This window comes from Hadarchaeum sp. (SeqCode) (genome assembly GCF_038871235.1).
In the GTDB taxonomy this organism is placed as follows: domain Archaea; phylum Hadarchaeota; class Hadarchaeia; order Hadarchaeales; family Hadarchaeaceae; genus Hadarchaeum.
Genome location: NZ_JAVZIN010000008.1, coordinates 1 through 16151, shown reverse-complemented (window position 1 = coordinate 16151; position 16151 = coordinate 1). Strand labels below are relative to the sequence as shown.

Here is a 16151-nt window from a genome sequence, read left to right as displayed (position 1 = left end):
TATGGGCATCATCAAGCCGTCTGAAGTCAGAGCCATGAGAATGCGCCTAGGGTTCAGCCAGTCGAAGCTGGCCAAATTGGCGGGCGTCACTCAGGCCTACATAGCCAAAATAGAGTCGGGAAAGGCGGATCCTAGATTTTCAACCTTGGAGAGAATATCGAAGGTGCTGGAGCAGGCGAGCGCGCCGACAAAGCAGATTTTGGTTGAACGAATCATGTCAACCCCGATCGTTTTCACCAGACCCAGCGACAAGGTGGCAACGGCCATCAAGACGATGAAAGCTCACGACATCTCCCAGTTGCCTGTTCTAGATCGGGATGTTCAAGTTGGTTCCATTTCTGAGACCAGCGTTGTACAGAGAATCGCTTCAGGGGAGAATATGTCCAGACTTCTGCGCCGCAATGTGGGTGAGATAATGGATAAACCTTTTCCCACAGTCCCCAAGGATGCCGACGTGGGTATAGTCTACTCGATTCTTGAGCATGCACCAGCAATCTTAGTCATGGATCACGGAAAACCGGCCGGGATAATCACCAAAGCCGATGTTTTCAAGTTGGCTGTGAAGCCTTAGTCTTTAAAAGTTTACACCTATTAAAATCAGTTGAATTTTATGGCCGAAGAAGTTAGGGACAGGATTGCCCGCTGGATAGCCGGCGACATCACTCTGTCGGATTCACCCGGACTGGCCATTAAACTGTGGCGGGAGAGGTTCGGCGTCAACCAGCCCGCTTTAGCCAAGGTGATGCGGGTTTCCCCTTCAGTCATTAGTGACTACGAAGCCGGTAGAAGAAAATCTCCCGGGGCTGCAACTATAAAGAGGATCGTTGAAGCGCTGCTGGAGGTCGACGAGCAACACGGCGGAAAAATGTTTCATGTTTTTTCTCAAGTTTTTGGCACCCAGTTACCTCCAGACGTTGTCCTTGAAATCAGAGAGTATACCATACCAGTTGACGGCAGGGCAATAGTCAAGGCCGTGGCGGGGGAGGTGGTGGCAAACAAGGACCTCTTGGATAGAAAGATCTTCGGCTACACAGTTATCGATAGCCATAAGGCGATACTGGCCCTTTCGGCCGACGATTTCAGGCGCCTCTACGGCCTGACTACTGAGCGCGCCCTTGTTTTCACCGGCGTGACCACAGGGCGGTCACCTTTGGTGGCGGTCAAGGTTATTGGGATAACTCCGGGCATGGTGGTTCTCCACGGCGATTTAAAGGCAGTAGATGAAGTCGGCGTAAAAATTGCGGAGATACTTAAACTACCCCTTGTTGTAGCAAAGGTTCCAACCGTTAATGAGCTGCTCTCAGAACTAAGAAAATGCTCCCCCTGAAATTTTAAATTTTTACGACAAATGACGTTGTTTTTAACGACAAACAAAAGCTTTTTAAACGGTTAAATCAGGGTAAAAAAGAATGGGATGGAATCGGGTGATTCAGGGTGAATGTTGGCATAGTGGGCTATGGTGTTTACATACCGAGGTACCGCATCCGGCTGGACGATATTGCCAAGGTTTGGGGTGAGGATCCTTTCAGGGTTAAGCAGAGTTTGATGGTGGAAGAAAAGTCTGTTCCTGCACCCGATGAGGATACTGCGACTATATCAGTCGAGTCGGCTCGGAACGCGGTGAGAAGGGCGAGGATAAATCCCCAAGATATCGGGGCTGTTTACGTCGGGTCGGAGTCACACCCCTACGCAGTAAAGCCCACCGCGACCATAGTAGCCGAGGCCATTGAGGCCACTCCGAACCTCACCGCGGCCGATATGGAGTTTGCCTGCAAGGCCGGGACGGCTGGGATCCAAGCCTGCGCCGGTTTGGTTGAGATGGGGCAGATAAAATACGGGATTTCTATAGGAGCCGATACGGCACAAGCGGCTCCAGGAGACGCCTTAGAATATACGGCCGCTGCCGGAGGCGGTGCGGTGATCATCGGAAAGAATGACGGTGAAGCGTTGGCGGAGATAGAGGGAACCTATTCATACACCACAGACACACCGGATTTTTGGCGCCGGGAGATGCGACCTTATCCTAAGCATGGTGGAAGATTCACAGGAAAGCCAGCTTATTTCAAGCATGTTGTTTCAGCCGCTCACGGCATTCTTCGTCAGCTGAAACTCACACCACAGGACTTTACCCACGCTGTTTTTCATCAACCCAATGGAAAGTTCCCCTATCAGGTAGCCGAAGAACTCGGATTTTCCAAGGCGCAGATAACCTGTGGACTTGTTGTCCCTAAAATAGGCAATACTTATTCAGGGTCCACGATGATAGGTCTGGCGGCAGTTCTTGACAAAGCCAAACCCGGCGACAGGATTTTGGTCGTTTCATACGGTTCAGGTGCCGGAAGTGATGCCTTTAGCATTCGGGTTAAGGAGGCGATAGAGGAAAAACGTGACTTGGCACCTAAGGTAGAGCAATTTCTCAACGATAAGATTTACATTGATTACTCAACATATGCCAAGTACAAAGGCCTTTTGGTGAGATGATGCGCGATGTGGCTATAATTGGCGTTGGGATAACCAAGTTCGGTGAACTCTGGGACCTCTCTTTCCGTCAGATGATTATTGAGGCCGGAGCCCGGGCCTTAGAGGATGCCAATATCGATGGCAAGCAGATAGACGCCATGTACATCGGAAACATGTCAGCCGGGCAATTCATCTGTCAGGAGCACATTGCCTCGTTAATCGCCGATCATGCTGGCTTGGTGCCAATACCGGCCACCAGAGTTGAGGCGGCCTGTGCTTCTGGTGGTTTGGCCCTGCGACAGGCGGTCATTTCAGTTGCCTCAGGGGTTCATGATTATGTCGTGGCCGCAGGCATCGAGAAAATGACTGATGTCATGACCGAGCAGGCCACTGGTGCCTTAGCAACGGCGGCCGACCAAGAATGGGAGGTTTACGCCGGGGGGACTTTTCCCGGACTTTACGCGCTAATGGCCCGCCGCCACATGTATGAATTTGGCACGACCGAGGAGCAGATGGCAATGGTGGCGGTCAAGAACCACAGCAATGCTTGTATGAATCCTTGCGCCCAGTATCATATGAGAATCACAGTTGAGAATGTTCTGAGATCCCCTCCTGTGGTTCTCCCCCTTAAACTGTTGGATTGTTCGCCAATCACCGATGGCGCGGCCTGTGTAGTTGTGGCACCTGCTGAGAAGGCGCGGAAGATGGATAGGGTACCCGTAATTGTTGCAGGCACGGGACAGGCCAGTGATACAATATCCCTCCACAGTCGGCAGTCTCTTACTGGTTTGAGGGCCACTACTGAGGCGGCTAGGATGGCCTACCGGATGGCTAGGGTCGGGCCGGATGATATTGATGTGGCAGAAGTCCACGACTGCTTTACCATAGCGGAGATCATGGCGATAGAGGATCTCGGTTTTTGTAAAAAGGGCGAGGGAGGAAAGCTGACAGAAGAAGGGCAGACTGAGATAGGTGGGAAGATTCCGATAAACACCAGCGGAGGCCTCAAGGGTAAGGGCCATCCAGTTGGAGCTACTGGGATCGCCCAAGTTGTGGAGATAGTTCACCAGCTGCGCGGGGAGGCGGGAAAGCGACAGGTTAAAGGTGCCGAGATAGGTCTGACGCATAACGTGGGCGGGACCGGTGGCACCGCGGTGGTTCATATCTTCAAAAGGGGTGATTGAGTGGCCGCGCCGCGATTCTGGAGGGAAATTCCAAATAGGTATAATCTCATCGGTACCAGGTGTGGCAACTGCAACAAGGTCTTCTTTCCTCCGCGCTACATCTGCCCGCAGTGCCGCAGGATGGGAAAACTTGAGCCCTACAGGCTGAGCCGCCGGGGCAAAATAATCTCTTATGGTGTGGTCCATGTGGCCCCGGAGGGTTTTGAGGATCAGGTCCCCTACGTTCTAGCCATAGTGGAGCTTGAGGATGGTCCTAGGCTCACGACGCAGGTGGTGGATTGCGACCCCAATGATGTGAAAATAGGAGATGAAGTGGAATTGACTTTTCGGCGCATAGGCTCCGATAATGAAGATGGAGTCATTTACTATGGTTTCAAGTTCAAGAAAGTCTGATGGAAAATTTTCCTAGGATTTGCCGAAAACCATAGGTTGTGTTTGATTAAATGCGTCTCGCGAACGTCAGATAACCCGTGTGGGCGATCATACGTGTGCTTGGTCTGGTGCAGTTAGCTTTTACTTCTATTTCTCTGACAAGACACTCGATCGTGCTGATGTTGGTGAAGCTAAATTTAGCAAATTCCCGGTATAGTCTTTGCAGATGTTCTACACAAGGCGTGAAGGCAGCGAGATATCCGCCCGGTTTCAGAGCTCGGTGGGCGTGAGGAAGCACCAGCTCTGGCTGTGGAAGGTCCAGTGTGATCAGATCCAGCTCGCTTTCATCAATACCCTGATAAATATCCTTGTTTTTTACCTTCACGATGTCGCTGAGCCCCGCCATTCTGATGTTTTCCTCAGCTATTTTGGCGAAATCTTCCCGCACCTCGTAGCTTATAACCCATCCGTTTGGCTTCACCAAGTTGCCTAAAAAAATGGATAGCGCCCCAGAGCCAGCTCCAGCGTCGACCACCCTGCTACCAGGACCAACTCCAGTATGGGCGACTATCTGTCCGGCATCTTTGGGTAGCATGATCTGTGGAACCCGGCGTAGCTTTTGCAGGAAATCCACAATTGAAGGTCGGAGCACTATAAAATCCTTACCAAGATGGGATTTTAACCGGGTTCCCGGTTCTTTCCCGATTGTTTCGGCTAAGTCAATCACACCAAATTTAGTGTGATGTTTTTGTCGGCTGGCCTGGACCAAGTATTTTCTGCCTTCTTCGTCGATTAGAATTATTCGCTCGCCTTCGGATATCATACATTTTCACAAGAAACTGTTTTCTTTTAATTGTTAATTCTTTCTGATGGTCCAACTTCTGTTTTAGGGCCATGGCCGGCAGGGTCTCGTAGGCCGTGGCATCAGGGCAATTTCCACAGGTCAAGGTAAATCAAGGGGAAATAGCCCTGTTTAAGGTGTTATTCTCTTTCTATCCCGCGGAAACAGCACGACTTCCCGAATGTTTTCGGCACCGGTCAGGACCATTGTCAATCGGTCAAGTCCGAGTCCAAAGCCGGCGTGGGGTGGCAACCCGTAGCGATAATTTAAAAGATGTGATTCAAAATTCTCCGGGTTCAGCCCTTTTTCCTTCATTTGTTTTATTAGCATTTCTTCCGAATGAATGCGCGAGCCTCCGGAGGCCAGTTCCAATTCCCCGTACATGAGATCAAAGGCGTCGCTCAGTTTGTCGCCCTTTGGCATGGTGTAAAAGGGTTTCACGGTGAGCGGCCAGTCGACAATGAAAAAGGCGCCCCCGACAATTTCAGCCAGCTTCTTTTCCGCAGGCGTGGGTAAATCATCGCCCCAGTTTAGCACAACTCCCTCTTGGCTTAGTTTCGCAAGTGCTTCATCATAGGTAATGCGTGGGAAGGGTTTCTTTGGGGTCTCCAAATGATGGTTAAGCACCTTAAGCTCCTCGGCACAGTTCCTCTTCACGCTGTCAAAAGCCCGCCAGACTAATTCCTCCAGTATTTTCATCACGTCATCGGCGGTCATGTATGCAGCCTCAATGTCTATTGAGGTCGCCTCGTTAAGGTGCCTCGGAGTGTCATGTTCCTCAGCCCGGAAGATTGGCCCAACTTCAAAAACCCTTTCAAATGCTCCAGTTAGCACCTCTTTATAAAGCTGGGGGCTCTGGCTCAGAAAGGCCTCTTTTTCGAAATAAGATATGGGGAAAAGAGCAGCACCGCTTTCCGTCGCGGTGGCCACGATTTTTGGGGTCTGGACCTCGATGAATTCTTGCGATATCAAATATTCCCTGATCGTCTGCAGCGCCTGGTTGCGAATCTTGAAGATCGCAATTGCTTCCGACCTACGAAGGTCTAGCCCTCTGGCATCGAGCCGAGTATCTAGGTTGGCCTTAACTTTGCCGCTTGGGTCTAGAGGTAGTGGCGTGGAGGCCAAGTTGAGTATTCTGATTTCGGATGGGACGACCTCGACACCTCGAGGCGCTTGTTTACCTCTAACGACTTTTCCCTTGATGGCAACCGAGGACTCCTGTGTAAGGGCATCCAGCTTTGAAAGTATTTTAGGATCAGTTTTTTTTCTTGTCGCCGTAATTTGGACTGAGCCACTGATGTCGTGCAGGATTAAGAACTTGATTCCACCTAGGTCACGGATGTCACCGACCCTCCCCATTAGGATGACCTCTTGGCCATCTAGTTCCTCGCGTATCTCGTTGGATTTATGAGTGCGCCTCCAGTTGCCAAGATCATCGAGCTGCATAAAATCACTACTCGAATATTATAGTGTAGTTTTTATTAGTTAGCTTGCTCAGAGCTGCTTCAAGTTTTTCCTTGTTTTTTGGCAAACGCCGCATGTGTTGTCGTGGCACCCTGACCCTGTATTCATCTCCGGATTTGGTATAGAGGATGTTAATTCCGAGCACATCGGCGGGCGTTAAAAGGTCCTGAATAAGTTTTTTCTCCGTTGATCCTTCTTCAACTATCCGAACCTTACTTTTCAGGATGTTTTCAAGTTCTTGAACTATCCTGCCTCTCCTTCCGATGAGAAGTGGTATCTGTCCGGCCCCAACCACCAGAATGATCAATCCATCGGAATCGACCGCGCGTTTGAAAATCAGTTGATCCAGTTCTTTATGTTTCTTTGAAAGTTCGAAAAGAGCCAGCGAGATGTTGAGTTCTAATTTTGATATCTTTCCCTCTTTAAGTTTCTGGCTACAGCCTTGGCAGAGGATGCCGCTCTTCAAGCATATTTTGCAAATCGGCGTCTGCAAGCTGATCAATAGTGATTAGTCTCCTTACCTTTTAAATTAATTCAAATAAAACACGCTTAGCTGTGGAGATTTGGGTAAAAAAATAAAAAGGCACGGAAAGAGTTTATTGCCCCTTTCCGAGCACTATCTCTATGGTTGAAACGTTTGTGGTGCCGCCTTCCGCTTGCATGGATTCGGTTCCTATTGAAATGTTTCGAACCACCATGTTCGGCAAAAATCTGTTTCTGACGATCTCTGCGACATCGACAGCTCTGCTAATCGCTTTACCTCGTGCCTTGAGGGTAATTTCGTTGATGCCCTGGTTGAACTGTGTGATTACTGCCAAAACGTAGTTCATCACTGGTTTCACTCCAATAAAAACCACATTCTCGGCGGTCTTTTGTTCTGCCATAGTCTTTTGCCTCCTTAGTCTGTTTGTAGTTTTTCCTCGTTTTGGAACCAATAAATACCTTTCGATGCCGAGGAATTTGGTTGAATAATTTTTTTAGCTACGCAGATTCCTAACCAGTTGAACCATCCGGCGTTCAATCCTATCCCTGATTTCTTCAACATTTGCGGCTCCTTTGGCCAGTTCATTGTAGTCAATTAGGTCATCAATCAGGATTTCTGCGGTTTCCCTTTCCAGAATTCCTGAGTAGATCGCCAGTTCAATCGTGTAAAATGAGCGCATTATGGCTTCTTGGCCCTTTTTCCACCTTTTCCAGGCCCCAGATCTTTTTATTTTGAGTTTTTTGGCAATAATTTCGAAAGTTGGGTTCTCAGACCAATAGTAGAGCAGCATTGCTTTCAAGGTTTTTTCGTCTAAATGTGATCGCTCCAATAGAACTTTTACTAGGAGGTTATCACGAAGCCAGTCTGTTGCCCTTGGCGTTTTTTCGGCTTCCAATGATGTCATCTCCTTGTTTCCTATTTTAGGAAACAAAAATAAATAGTTGCCGCCGAGAGTTTACCGGCCCTATCCGAACAGACGCCTCCAGAAGGAAACCTTGTTTGCCTTTTTCACCACTCTTTCATTTATTGGAACATCTAAAGCTGCGGCCAGGTGTAGCGCTTTGTCGGCGACCTTAAGCGCCAACCGTGGATTGCCATTGCTCAGCTTGTAAATCGCGTCAAATCCGTTAGGAGTTATCAAAGCGTCGTAATTCAAGCATCCGGCGGCCCTTAACCGCAGTTTTAGGAGGTCTTTTATAGTTTCTTTGTTCATTGGTTTAAGCTCTACGTATAGTTGGACTCTATCCCTGAGCGATGGAACCTTCTCCAAAAATCGCTGCATCTGATTTTTTTCTCCGTTGATCAAGATGGATATGTTTTGGATATCTGAAAGAACGCGCAGAAACTCACCTATTTCAAGCACATTTGCGCCGCTTTCCGGGATATCGTCAATTATGATGATCAGGCGCTCTTGGTGATCGTGGTGCCATCTTCTTAAAACGTCAAAAAGACTAGCGTCGTCTTTATCCACAGGCATTTCCAGCGCGAGCAGTATCGCCCGGATAATTTCTCCCGACGATTTGTAGGCCGCACCATGGACGAGGACAGGTATGGTTTGTTTGGAGGGATCCGTTATTGACAGGCTTTCTTCTCTTAAAGCCGAAACAATGAATTCGCAAAGAGTGGTTTTACCCATTCCCAAGTCGCCTGTGAGCACCCCAACTTTACCTTCTAAGAGTAATTGTTTAATTTTTCTGATGTCTTCTTGCTGTGTTGGCGCAAAAGAGTCAATTGATGGTATTTCAAAACTAAAAGGGTCTTTTTTTAGCCCCCAGCGCTGAATAAAGGCTTCAAAACGTTGATCTCTCCCGATTTTTTCATCAAAAGTTGTCATTTAATAACCTCAATCTGCATTTCAAAAACCCCATCTTTTTCAGTTATATAGCCGAGCGAATTCATGCGCTGGCAAAACATGTTTGCTACGGTTTCAGGACAACGGGCCTTTGCAGATAGGTCCTTGATAGTAAATTTTTTTAGAAGAATGGCTGCGGATAAAAGGTCGCCAAATGCAGAGCGGATAGCCAGCCCGGATGGTTCAAGAGCGTCGAGTATCGCGTATCGTGTCATTTCTTTGGGCTTGGGCGGCTGTTCAGGTATTTTTGGCTCTGGTGGTGCCGACTGCTGGATCTTTTCGGTTTTCGCGGGTTTTTCAATTTTTTCCTTTTCAGCTTGCGTTTCAGGTTCAAGAGGTGATGTTTCTTTTTTTGGCCCAATTTTGACTTTTATAGTTTTAATTTCTTCTTTTTCTTCACTTAAAGGAGTAATTTTTCCAATTATTCTTAAAATCTCGCTTTCTGGTATGAGTCGACGATTTCCTGGAGTGCGAATACACTTTATTTTTCCCTGTTTATCCCACCTTTGGATGGTTTTAGTACACACCCTAAGGATTTCTCTTGCCTCTTTCAGCGTATACATTTTTTCCATATGTCCACATTTGTCAATCTATGTCTAAATATATAAATTTAATTACATCTGTCCAGTTTTGTCTATTTTTAGATTTTTATTGGATCATGATTCCAATGTTCATCCTTTATAAATTTATTTAAAAGCATTTGGAAAGGCCAAAAAGCCCCCATTAATAATTTTTTAATGACAGTGAGCAGTTGCCCGAAGTCTCACGTTTTTATATGTCTATATTTGTCTATTGCCCACTTATGTACATATTTTTCTGAATATTTAATTTTCTATTTTTGTCATTATTTGTCAATTAATGTATATTAACATATTCTTGGAGCTGGGTCCCCGATTGGGGTTTCTAATAGTCTTCTACCTCCAACGCTGGTTTCAAGAATCACATCTCCAGGGTAATCTGCTATCACTTCACCTATTATTTTAGCATTTTTACCATATTTGGTTTTTTTAATTGCTTCCAGCACTAAGTCGCACTTTGCCGGTTCCACAGATATAACAGCCTTTCCTTCATTGGTGATTTGGAGAGGATCAATACCCAGCATTTCGCTAGCAGCCCTGACAGAATCTAAAATTGGGATTTCATTTTCCTTGATGATTATGCCCACTCTTGCCTTTTCCGCCATCTCATTCAAAGCTCCGTTTAGGCCCCCTCGCGTGGGATCTTTCATTGCGGTTACTCCACCCACCTTCAGAGCGGCCTCAATAGTTTCCCACAGGGGTGCAACGTCGGAGACCAAATCCGTGGCTAGATTTATCCCTTCTCTCTGAGCAATTATTGTCATCCCATGGTCACCGATGGTTCCCGTAACAATGATTTTATCTCCCGGTTTCAACCCCCGATCGGTGATGATTTTATCAGCTAGACCTACACCTGTGGTAGTTATAATCATCCCATCTAGCGATCCCTTTTCCATAACTTTAAAATCACCTGTGATTAGGGGACAACCAACTTCTTGGGAAGTGATGTTCATTGAGCGAAATATTCGTTCCAGATCGGCGATGGAAAATCCTTCTTCCACCACTATTGCACAGGCCATGGCGAGCGGCCTCCCCCCCATCATTGCCAAGTCGTTTATTGTTCCCGATACAGACAGCTTTCCGATATCCCCTCCGGGAAAAAATAGTGGTTTTACCGTGTGCGAGTCGGTAGTGAATATCAGGGTCTTGTCACCTAGGGAAATACTGGCTCCGTCGTCAAGAGCGTCAAGCCCCACCTCTCCGGCGCTTTTGAGGTTAATTTCCTTCAAAATGATGTTTTTTATGAAATCCATCATAATTTTTCCGCCAGCGCCGTGCGAAAGGGTTATTCTCTTCGACATATTATCGCTTTGATTTTCCACCATCCCGCTTCACCCGTTTTTAAAATTTCTTTCTGAAACATCCTTTCAGTAGGTATAATTAAGCCTTTTAGGTACAATTCGGTTTTGGTTTAGTATGCTAAAAAAGTTCGATTTTCACATACATACTCGATATTCGGATGGCACCTGCAGCCATGCCGAGGTGGTCGAGGCGGCAACAACCAGGGGTTTGGAGGCCTTAGCTTTCACCGATCATGGTCCTGAGCTCAGCGTTGGTGTGGGTCGGGAGAAAATGACGCAGATGCTCGAGGATATAAAAATCGTCGCTGAGGATGTCGAAACACCTGTTTTGGCCGGGATTGAAGCCAACGTGGTCAGCAGGTATGGCAGTTTAGATGTGGAGGATGATTTTGTCAAAAAAATCGACATTCTCTTGATAGGGATTCACGATATTGGGAAGATTCACTTGAGTGATAATGCCCATGAATACCTCTTCCGTGCAACTCGTGCGATAGAAAGACAAAGGGTTGATGTCTTCTGTCACCCGTTTTTCTTCAACGTAGATCTGCTGCCGAGCCTCTCGTGGGAGGAAATTGAGGGCTTCGTCGACCTAGCGGCGGAGAAAAATGTGGCGATGGAGGTTAACGTGAAATATAAAGTGCCTGACGATGCTTTCATCAGGCTTTGTCTTAAAAAGGGGGTAAAGCTCAGCATTGGTTCAGATGCCCACCGGATTTCAGAGGTTGGGAAGATTGATTGGGCACTTTCAGCACTGAAGCGGGTTGGGGCAAAGCGAGAGGATTTAATTTACGATAATTTTGTCAGGTGAAATTTTGGTCGTGGATTTGTCCTCATTTTTAAATCGGGCCACGCGGGTAGCGATCGTCGGCGTCGGCAGCGATTTGCGGGGAGATGATGCTGTCGGCGTTGAGATAGTCAGGAAGTTGCGTAACCGTATAAAGTCACCAAAAGTTTTGCTTTTAGAGGGTGGTGTGGCTCCTGAGAACTATACCTCTCAGATCCGGCGTTTCAGACCATCCCATATCATACTTATTGATGCGGCTGATTTCGGCGCTAGGGCTGGAGATATGATTGTTGCTGATCCCGAGGCCATCGCCGGTCGCCCAGTTTCCACACACACCATACCTCTTTCCGTGCTGACGGGCTACCTTAAGGAGCAGACGGGGGCGGAGGTAGTCTTGTTGGGGATTCAGCCAGGACAGGTCGGTCTAGGTTCAAAAATGTGCGAAGCGGTGAAAAACTCTATGAATATGGTTCTGAAAATTCTGACTGAGCTATTTAAACAGTTCTAATTAGCGCCTTATTTCTCGTACTGGTCCAAGAACTCGAAGTTCTTTGTCATCACGATCGTTTTCGTTGGGCAGGCCTCGGCACACTCTCCACAGTAGGTGCATCTGCCCAGCCAGATGACTGGGGTTTTAGTTTCCTTGTCGATGCTAATTGCCCTATCTGGACAGGCTCTGATACACTGCCAGCAGCGGATGCATTTCTCTCTGGTTATTGATGGCTTTCCACGGTAACCATCAGCGGGCTCTACCTTTTCATACGGGTACTTCACCGTGAAGGGCTTGCGGAAAAGGTTGGCCAGAACCTTGGGCAGTATTTTCACCATTAGGGCACCACCATCACGAGTATTAGACTGATTGCGGCGAGAAGTGTGCCAAAGGTCCAGTAGAACTTCAGTGCTTGGTCGATCCTCACTCTAGCCACGATGTTTCTCACTATCGTGGTCAGCATCACTATCAAGAATGTCTTGATGAGGAAGTCCACGATGGCTGGTATCTGTATGCTTCCAAAAATATATGGAGTTGGACCACCCAAGAAGAGGGAGACCAAAAGGGCAGCCACTGCGATGGTTTCCACGTTGTATGCGGTTCTCCAGATGGCCAGTTTGGGGCCAGAGTACTCAGTGAGTGGACCGGCGACGATCTCGCTCTCGGCCTCCGGTATATCGAATGGTGTGCGGAGCAGTTTTCCTTGGGCCGCGATGAGCATGGCTATAATCGCCGGCAGAAGTTTCCAGTCTAGCAACAGCCACCCGCTCGTCCTTTGATAGTTGATGATATCCGTCAGATTGAGAGTTCCAACTTTCACGGCTATGGTTGCAATCGACAGTATGAAGACGAACTCGTAGCCCAAGAGTTGTACGATGTAGCGTCCTGCTCCAGCGATGGCGAACGGGCTTCCGGAGGAATATCCACCCAGTATCATTGAGATGGCCGGAAGATTAAGCAGGTAAATGATAACGATGAGATCCGCAGTTAGCAAAAGCGCAGGCTGGGCCGAGACCACAGGCAAGAGTAGCATTACCGCCGCCAACGAGCCCAAGGCGAACAAAGGTGCGGCCGCGAAGACGGGTCTGATCGCAGCAGCAGGTGTGATGTCTTCTTTAGTCATCAGCTTTCCAAAGTCGAGGAATTCCTGCCATATCGGTGGGCCTATGCGGTGTTGCAGGTGTCCAGTCACCTTTCGGTCGATCCCAACGTACAGCAGACCGATTATGGAAGCGAAGAGTAGCCCGGGAAAGACAAGCGAGTTGTAAATGAACTGGAGGATATCGATAAAGTTCACTTGCGCCACCTCTTCAGTTCCTCCATGGTGACAATCTTGGCCTTGCCTGTGTTCACATCAACCAGAGTCACCCGATCGTTGCAGGCGAAGCAGACATCGAGGCTCCAGAGAACGATTGGGATTTCTGCCACCGTTCCCCCCACGAACATCGGTTTCAGGGACGGTGCTGAGGCGTAGGTGGGGGTTCTGACGCGCACCCGCTCAGGAATTTCAGTGCCGTTTGACCTGATGTAGTAAAGGAGTTCACCGCGCGGCGCCTCCACCCTCTGCACGGCCTCGTTGGGCGATATTTTCAGATCCACAGGCACCCTGAGTGGACCGTTCGGCATCTCCTTCAAGATCTGCCGCACCATTTTAACGGATTCTACCATCTCTCTTAACCTGACCATTCCCTTGGCCATGACATCCCCGTCGGTTTCAGTGATGACCTCAAAGGAGAGGTTCGGGTAGGCGGCGTAGGGGTCTTCCACCCTGATGTCGGTTTTCACCCCTGAGGCGCGCGCTACCGGACCAACGGCGCAGAGCTTGATGGCATCCTCCTTCGTGAGAACCCCAACGTTTTCACAGCGGGACCTTATCGTTCGGTCGGTCTGGAAAAGATTGATGTAGTATTTTACTGACTTCTCCACCTTATCCAGCTTTTCCAGCAGCTTGGGTATCTGCTCCCGGGTCACGTCCCTTCTCACCCCACCTATGGCATTGGTTGCTGAGTGGACCCTGCCTCCCGAGATTATCTCCCGCATGTCCATCACGTGTTCCCGGTCCCTCATGGCCAGCATGAAAAGGGTGTCAAAGCCGATCTGGTGTGCCGCCACAGCAAGCCAGAGCAGGTGGCTGTGAATTCTCTCCAGCTCTAGGATCAGCGAGCGGACGTATTTGGCCCGCTCAGGAGGTTCAATCCCAGCGACCCTTTCAACCGCCATGGAGTAACAGGTCGAGTGGCAGATGTTACAGATGCCGCAGATCCTCTCTGAGAGGTAGATGTTGTGCTTATAGTTGCGCCGGGCGAAGGTCTCCTCGATGCCGCGGTGGGCATAGCCGAAGTAGATGTCCACATCAACTATCTCCTCGCCCTTGACCTCAAATCTGAAGTACTCGGGTTCCTTTAGTGCCGGGTGCTGCGGTCCTATGGGCACTACCATCGTCATGTTTTTTTCTCCTCCTTCTGTTTTCTCAGCGGATATTTGCCCTGGGGCCAGTCCTCGGGCAGGAACAGCCTCCTGGGATCAGGATGTCCTTCCACAATTACACCAATCATCTCCATGATGTCGCGCTCGTAAAGCACGGCGCCGGGGAAAAGGTCGGTTATGGTTGGTATCTTCAGGTCATCCATCGGCAAGAAGATCTTGAGGTTCAGCAGAGCTGGCTTGCAGTCGAAGTGGTAGATCAGCTCGATTGATTTGCCGTTGTCAAGGGCGGTGATGGTGGAGATATGGGTGACGCCGTTGTCCTTCAGTGACTTCAGGATGTTCAGGAACCTTTTCTTGTCGCTTGAGGCGAAGAGACACCTCTCGCTGATGATCTTAATCTCGTCCACTTCCGGCTTGATGAGATCAGCCACTTCTTGCGCGTTCATTTTCCCATGCCCTCCAGCACTTTTACTAGAGCAAAAATGATTGCCTCAGGCCTCGGCGGACAGCCAGGCACATATGCGGCCACCGGGATGTGTTTATCTAGCGGAGCTAAGGTGTTGTAGCAATCGTGGAAGGCGCATCCTGATGCCGGGCAAGAACCAAGCGCTACTACTGCTTTAGGCTCAGGCATCTGTTCATAGACTCTGATTAGCCTTTCCCTCGTCTGTTTGGTGACTGGGCCGGTGACCACCATGATATCGGCGTGCCTTGGCGAGCCCTTTAGCTTGACCCCGAAGCGCTCAACGTCATACCTCGGGGTGAGAGCCGCCAGCAGCTCGATGTCGCAGCCGTTGCACCCTCCTGAGTTGAAGTGTAACAGCCAGGGTGATTTTTTCCTGAAGTAGGTTGTCAGTCCCATAATTTCACCACACTGTGAGCAGGATTACTATTAGGATGACTACAAAGCCAACAAGTATCCAGAGAAGATAGGTGTTGACTTCACCCGTGTGGGCGGCTTGAACGTAGCGATAAAACGGCCGCAGAACCCGGCGCACCGCGGAGAAAAATTGAGCACTGTCAGCGTGGATCTCCTCAGGCTCCAGTTCCTCTCCGCAGGCATAGTTCTTCATCTTCTCCGGGGTCGGCTGGGGTTTGGTGGTTTTTCTCCCAATCGCAATTAACCCATAGGTGGCCAGCGAGCAGAGCAAGATTGCGGCCGTGACGATTATCGGTTGCCAGATCAGGTCAAACATCAGGTTCCCCCCAGCACTTGACTTACATAGCTAACCACGTTTTTAGCCGCTTCCGCCGCCGGACCCACGATATTGAATCCTAGGTCTGGAACCAGACCTATGGCCACGCAGATCACAGCCATTGCAATCATGGCGAAGAGCATGGGCTTGGGAGCCTCCATAGTACCCTGCAGATGCCGCGGCCTCTGACCCAGGAATACTGAGCTGAAGGCCTTCATGAAGCTGGCCAGCGTCAGACCGCTGACCAGCACAGCGATGGCGGTTACCCAAGGCATACCCGCTTGGAGGCCGGCTAGATAAATAATATATTTGCTGACGAAGCCGTTCAGAGGAGGTATCCCGGAGATGGCAAGGGCGCCGATGAGGAAGGTCAGAGCGGTAATGGGCATGTTTTTGCCCAACCCACCCAGCTCATCGAACTTTTGGCTCTTAGTCTGGTAAAGGACGGCTCCGGCGCACATGAACAGTAGGGCTTTGTAAGTTGAATGGTTTAGAAGGTGGAAGAGACCTCCTTGAGTGCCTAGAGTTGCCCCCAGAGTGCCAAGGCCGATGCCTAGGACCATGTAGCCCTTCTGGCTGATGACGTGGTAGGCGAGCATGCGCTTAAAGTCCCGCTGCATGAGGGCCATGAGGACCCCGACGACCATGCTGATCAGACCCAGCGCGACCAATATAGCGCCCACCGGCATCCCGAAGGGAAGGTAGGGAAGCCGGGCCA

At 49.3% G+C, this 16151-nt stretch carries 22 protein-coding genes; 7 read left to right on the top strand and 15 right to left on the bottom strand.

The window, feature by feature from the left end:
- Nucleotide 1: 1 nt before the first annotated feature.
- From QXT02_RS04810 to QXT02_RS04790, 5 genes are all read left to right on the top strand, one after another.
- The gene (locus QXT02_RS04810; protein ID WP_342812252.1) at nucleotides 2-571 is read left to right on the top strand and encodes a CBS domain-containing protein; all 570 of its coding nucleotides are present in this window, start codon (nucleotides 2-4) and stop codon (nucleotides 569-571) included.
- Between the two features lie 39 nt (nucleotides 572-610).
- Nucleotides 611-1327, top strand: a complete 717-nt coding sequence (locus QXT02_RS04805) for a helix-turn-helix domain-containing protein (protein ID WP_342812251.1) — start codon at nucleotides 611-613, stop codon at nucleotides 1325-1327.
- Nucleotides 1328-1434: 107 nt separating this feature from the next.
- Nucleotides 1435-2481 (top strand): hydroxymethylglutaryl-CoA synthase, encoded by a 1047-nt coding sequence (locus QXT02_RS04800; RefSeq protein WP_342812250.1) that lies wholly within the window; start codon nucleotides 1435-1437, stop codon nucleotides 2479-2481.
- A complete protein-coding gene (locus QXT02_RS04795) occupies nucleotides 2481-3644 on the top strand; it encodes a thiolase domain-containing protein (protein ID WP_342812249.1) in 1164 nt (387 codons plus the stop codon). Before QXT02_RS04800 ends, QXT02_RS04795 begins: the two co-directional genes overlap by 1 nt.
- Entirely contained in the window at nucleotides 3645-4037 is a 393-nt protein-coding gene (locus QXT02_RS04790; protein ID WP_342812247.1) for a Zn-ribbon domain-containing OB-fold protein, read from the top strand. It abuts the gene before it with no gap.
- A gap of 46 nt (nucleotides 4038-4083) precedes the next feature.
- On the opposite strand, the gene QXT02_RS04785 is transcribed toward QXT02_RS04790, so the two are convergent.
- The 8 genes from QXT02_RS04785 to hypE all read right to left on the bottom strand — a co-directional run bounded on the left by QXT02_RS04785 (nucleotide 4084) and on the right by hypE (nucleotide 10560).
- Entirely contained in the window at nucleotides 4084-4839 is a 756-nt protein-coding gene (locus QXT02_RS04785; RefSeq protein WP_342812246.1) for a tRNA (adenine-N1)-methyltransferase, read from the bottom strand.
- A gap of 150 nt (nucleotides 4840-4989) precedes the next feature.
- The gene (gene aspS, locus QXT02_RS04780; RefSeq protein WP_342812245.1) at nucleotides 4990-6303 is read right to left on the bottom strand and encodes an aspartate--tRNA(Asn) ligase; all 1314 of its coding nucleotides are present in this window, start codon (nucleotides 6301-6303) and stop codon (nucleotides 4990-4992) included.
- Between the two features lie 7 nt (nucleotides 6304-6310).
- A complete protein-coding gene (locus QXT02_RS04775; RefSeq protein WP_342812243.1) occupies nucleotides 6311-6814 on the bottom strand; it encodes a transcription elongation factor NusA in 504 nt (167 codons plus the stop codon).
- 103 nt (nucleotides 6815-6917) lie between these two features.
- Nucleotides 6918-7205, bottom strand: coding sequence for a DNA-binding protein Alba (albA, locus tag QXT02_RS04770; RefSeq protein ID WP_342812242.1), 288 nt, complete (start codon nucleotides 7203-7205; stop codon nucleotides 6918-6920).
- Nucleotides 7206-7298: 93 nt separating this feature from the next.
- On the bottom strand, nucleotides 7299-7709 hold the full coding sequence (locus tag QXT02_RS04765; protein ID WP_342812240.1) for a hypothetical protein: 411 nt from the start codon (nucleotides 7707-7709) through the stop codon (nucleotides 7299-7301).
- A gap of 60 nt (nucleotides 7710-7769) precedes the next feature.
- A complete protein-coding gene (locus QXT02_RS04760) occupies nucleotides 7770-8639 on the bottom strand; it encodes an AAA family ATPase (RefSeq protein ID WP_342812239.1) in 870 nt (289 codons plus the stop codon).
- A complete protein-coding gene (locus tag QXT02_RS06750; RefSeq protein WP_404980438.1) occupies nucleotides 8636-9229 on the bottom strand; it encodes a helix-turn-helix domain-containing protein in 594 nt (197 codons plus the stop codon). Before QXT02_RS06750 ends, QXT02_RS04760 begins: the two co-directional genes overlap by 4 nt.
- A 293-nt stretch (nucleotides 9230-9522) precedes the next feature.
- Nucleotides 9523-10560 carry a hydrogenase expression/formation protein HypE gene (gene hypE / locus QXT02_RS04750; RefSeq protein WP_342812238.1) on the bottom strand — a complete coding sequence of 346 codons (1038 nt, stop codon included), beginning with the start codon at nucleotides 10558-10560 and terminating at the stop codon, nucleotides 9523-9525.
- A 91-nt stretch (nucleotides 10561-10651) separates the two neighbouring features.
- Between hypE and QXT02_RS04745 the strand changes: the two genes are divergently transcribed.
- Both QXT02_RS04745 and hycI read left to right on the top strand, forming a co-directional pair.
- Nucleotides 10652-11344: a PHP domain-containing protein gene (locus QXT02_RS04745; RefSeq protein ID WP_342812237.1), complete on the top strand. Its 693-nt coding sequence runs from the start codon at nucleotides 10652-10654 to the stop codon at nucleotides 11342-11344.
- A 10-nt stretch (nucleotides 11345-11354) separates the two neighbouring features.
- Nucleotides 11355-11828: a hydrogenase maturation peptidase HycI gene (hycI, locus tag QXT02_RS04740; RefSeq protein WP_342812330.1), complete on the top strand. Its 474-nt coding sequence runs from the start codon at nucleotides 11355-11357 to the stop codon at nucleotides 11826-11828.
- A gap of 8 nt (nucleotides 11829-11836) precedes the next feature.
- Here the strand turns inward: hycI and QXT02_RS04735 are convergent, their stop codons facing one another.
- From QXT02_RS04735 to QXT02_RS04705, 7 genes are all read right to left on the bottom strand, one after another.
- Complete coding sequence (locus tag QXT02_RS04735; protein ID WP_342812236.1) at nucleotides 11837-12148, bottom strand: 4Fe-4S binding protein; 312 nt, start codon at nucleotides 12146-12148, stop codon at nucleotides 11837-11839.
- Nucleotides 12148-13107: a complex I subunit 1 family protein gene (locus tag QXT02_RS04730; protein ID WP_342812235.1), complete on the bottom strand. Its 960-nt coding sequence runs from the start codon at nucleotides 13105-13107 to the stop codon at nucleotides 12148-12150. The genes QXT02_RS04735 and QXT02_RS04730 overlap by 1 nt, the downstream gene beginning before the upstream one ends.
- A complete protein-coding gene (locus tag QXT02_RS04725; protein WP_342812233.1) occupies nucleotides 13104-14255 on the bottom strand; it encodes a nickel-dependent hydrogenase large subunit in 1152 nt (383 codons plus the stop codon). The genes QXT02_RS04730 and QXT02_RS04725 overlap by 4 nt, the downstream gene beginning before the upstream one ends.
- Nucleotides 14252-14683 (bottom strand): NADH-quinone oxidoreductase subunit C, encoded by a 432-nt coding sequence (locus QXT02_RS04720; RefSeq protein WP_342812232.1) that lies wholly within the window; start codon nucleotides 14681-14683, stop codon nucleotides 14252-14254. The genes QXT02_RS04725 and QXT02_RS04720 overlap by 4 nt, the downstream gene beginning before the upstream one ends.
- Nucleotides 14680-15099: an NADH-quinone oxidoreductase subunit B family protein gene (locus QXT02_RS04715; protein ID WP_342812230.1), complete on the bottom strand. Its 420-nt coding sequence runs from the start codon at nucleotides 15097-15099 to the stop codon at nucleotides 14680-14682. Before QXT02_RS04715 ends, QXT02_RS04720 begins: the two co-directional genes overlap by 4 nt.
- A gap of 4 nt (nucleotides 15100-15103) precedes the next feature.
- Nucleotides 15104-15433, bottom strand: a complete 330-nt coding sequence (locus QXT02_RS04710; protein ID WP_342812228.1) for a hypothetical protein — start codon at nucleotides 15431-15433, stop codon at nucleotides 15104-15106.
- Nucleotides 15433-16151 (bottom strand): proton-conducting transporter membrane subunit (locus QXT02_RS04705; RefSeq protein ID WP_342812227.1); only part of this gene is annotated, 719 nt, incomplete at its 5' end. The genes QXT02_RS04710 and QXT02_RS04705, both read right to left, overlap by 1 nt.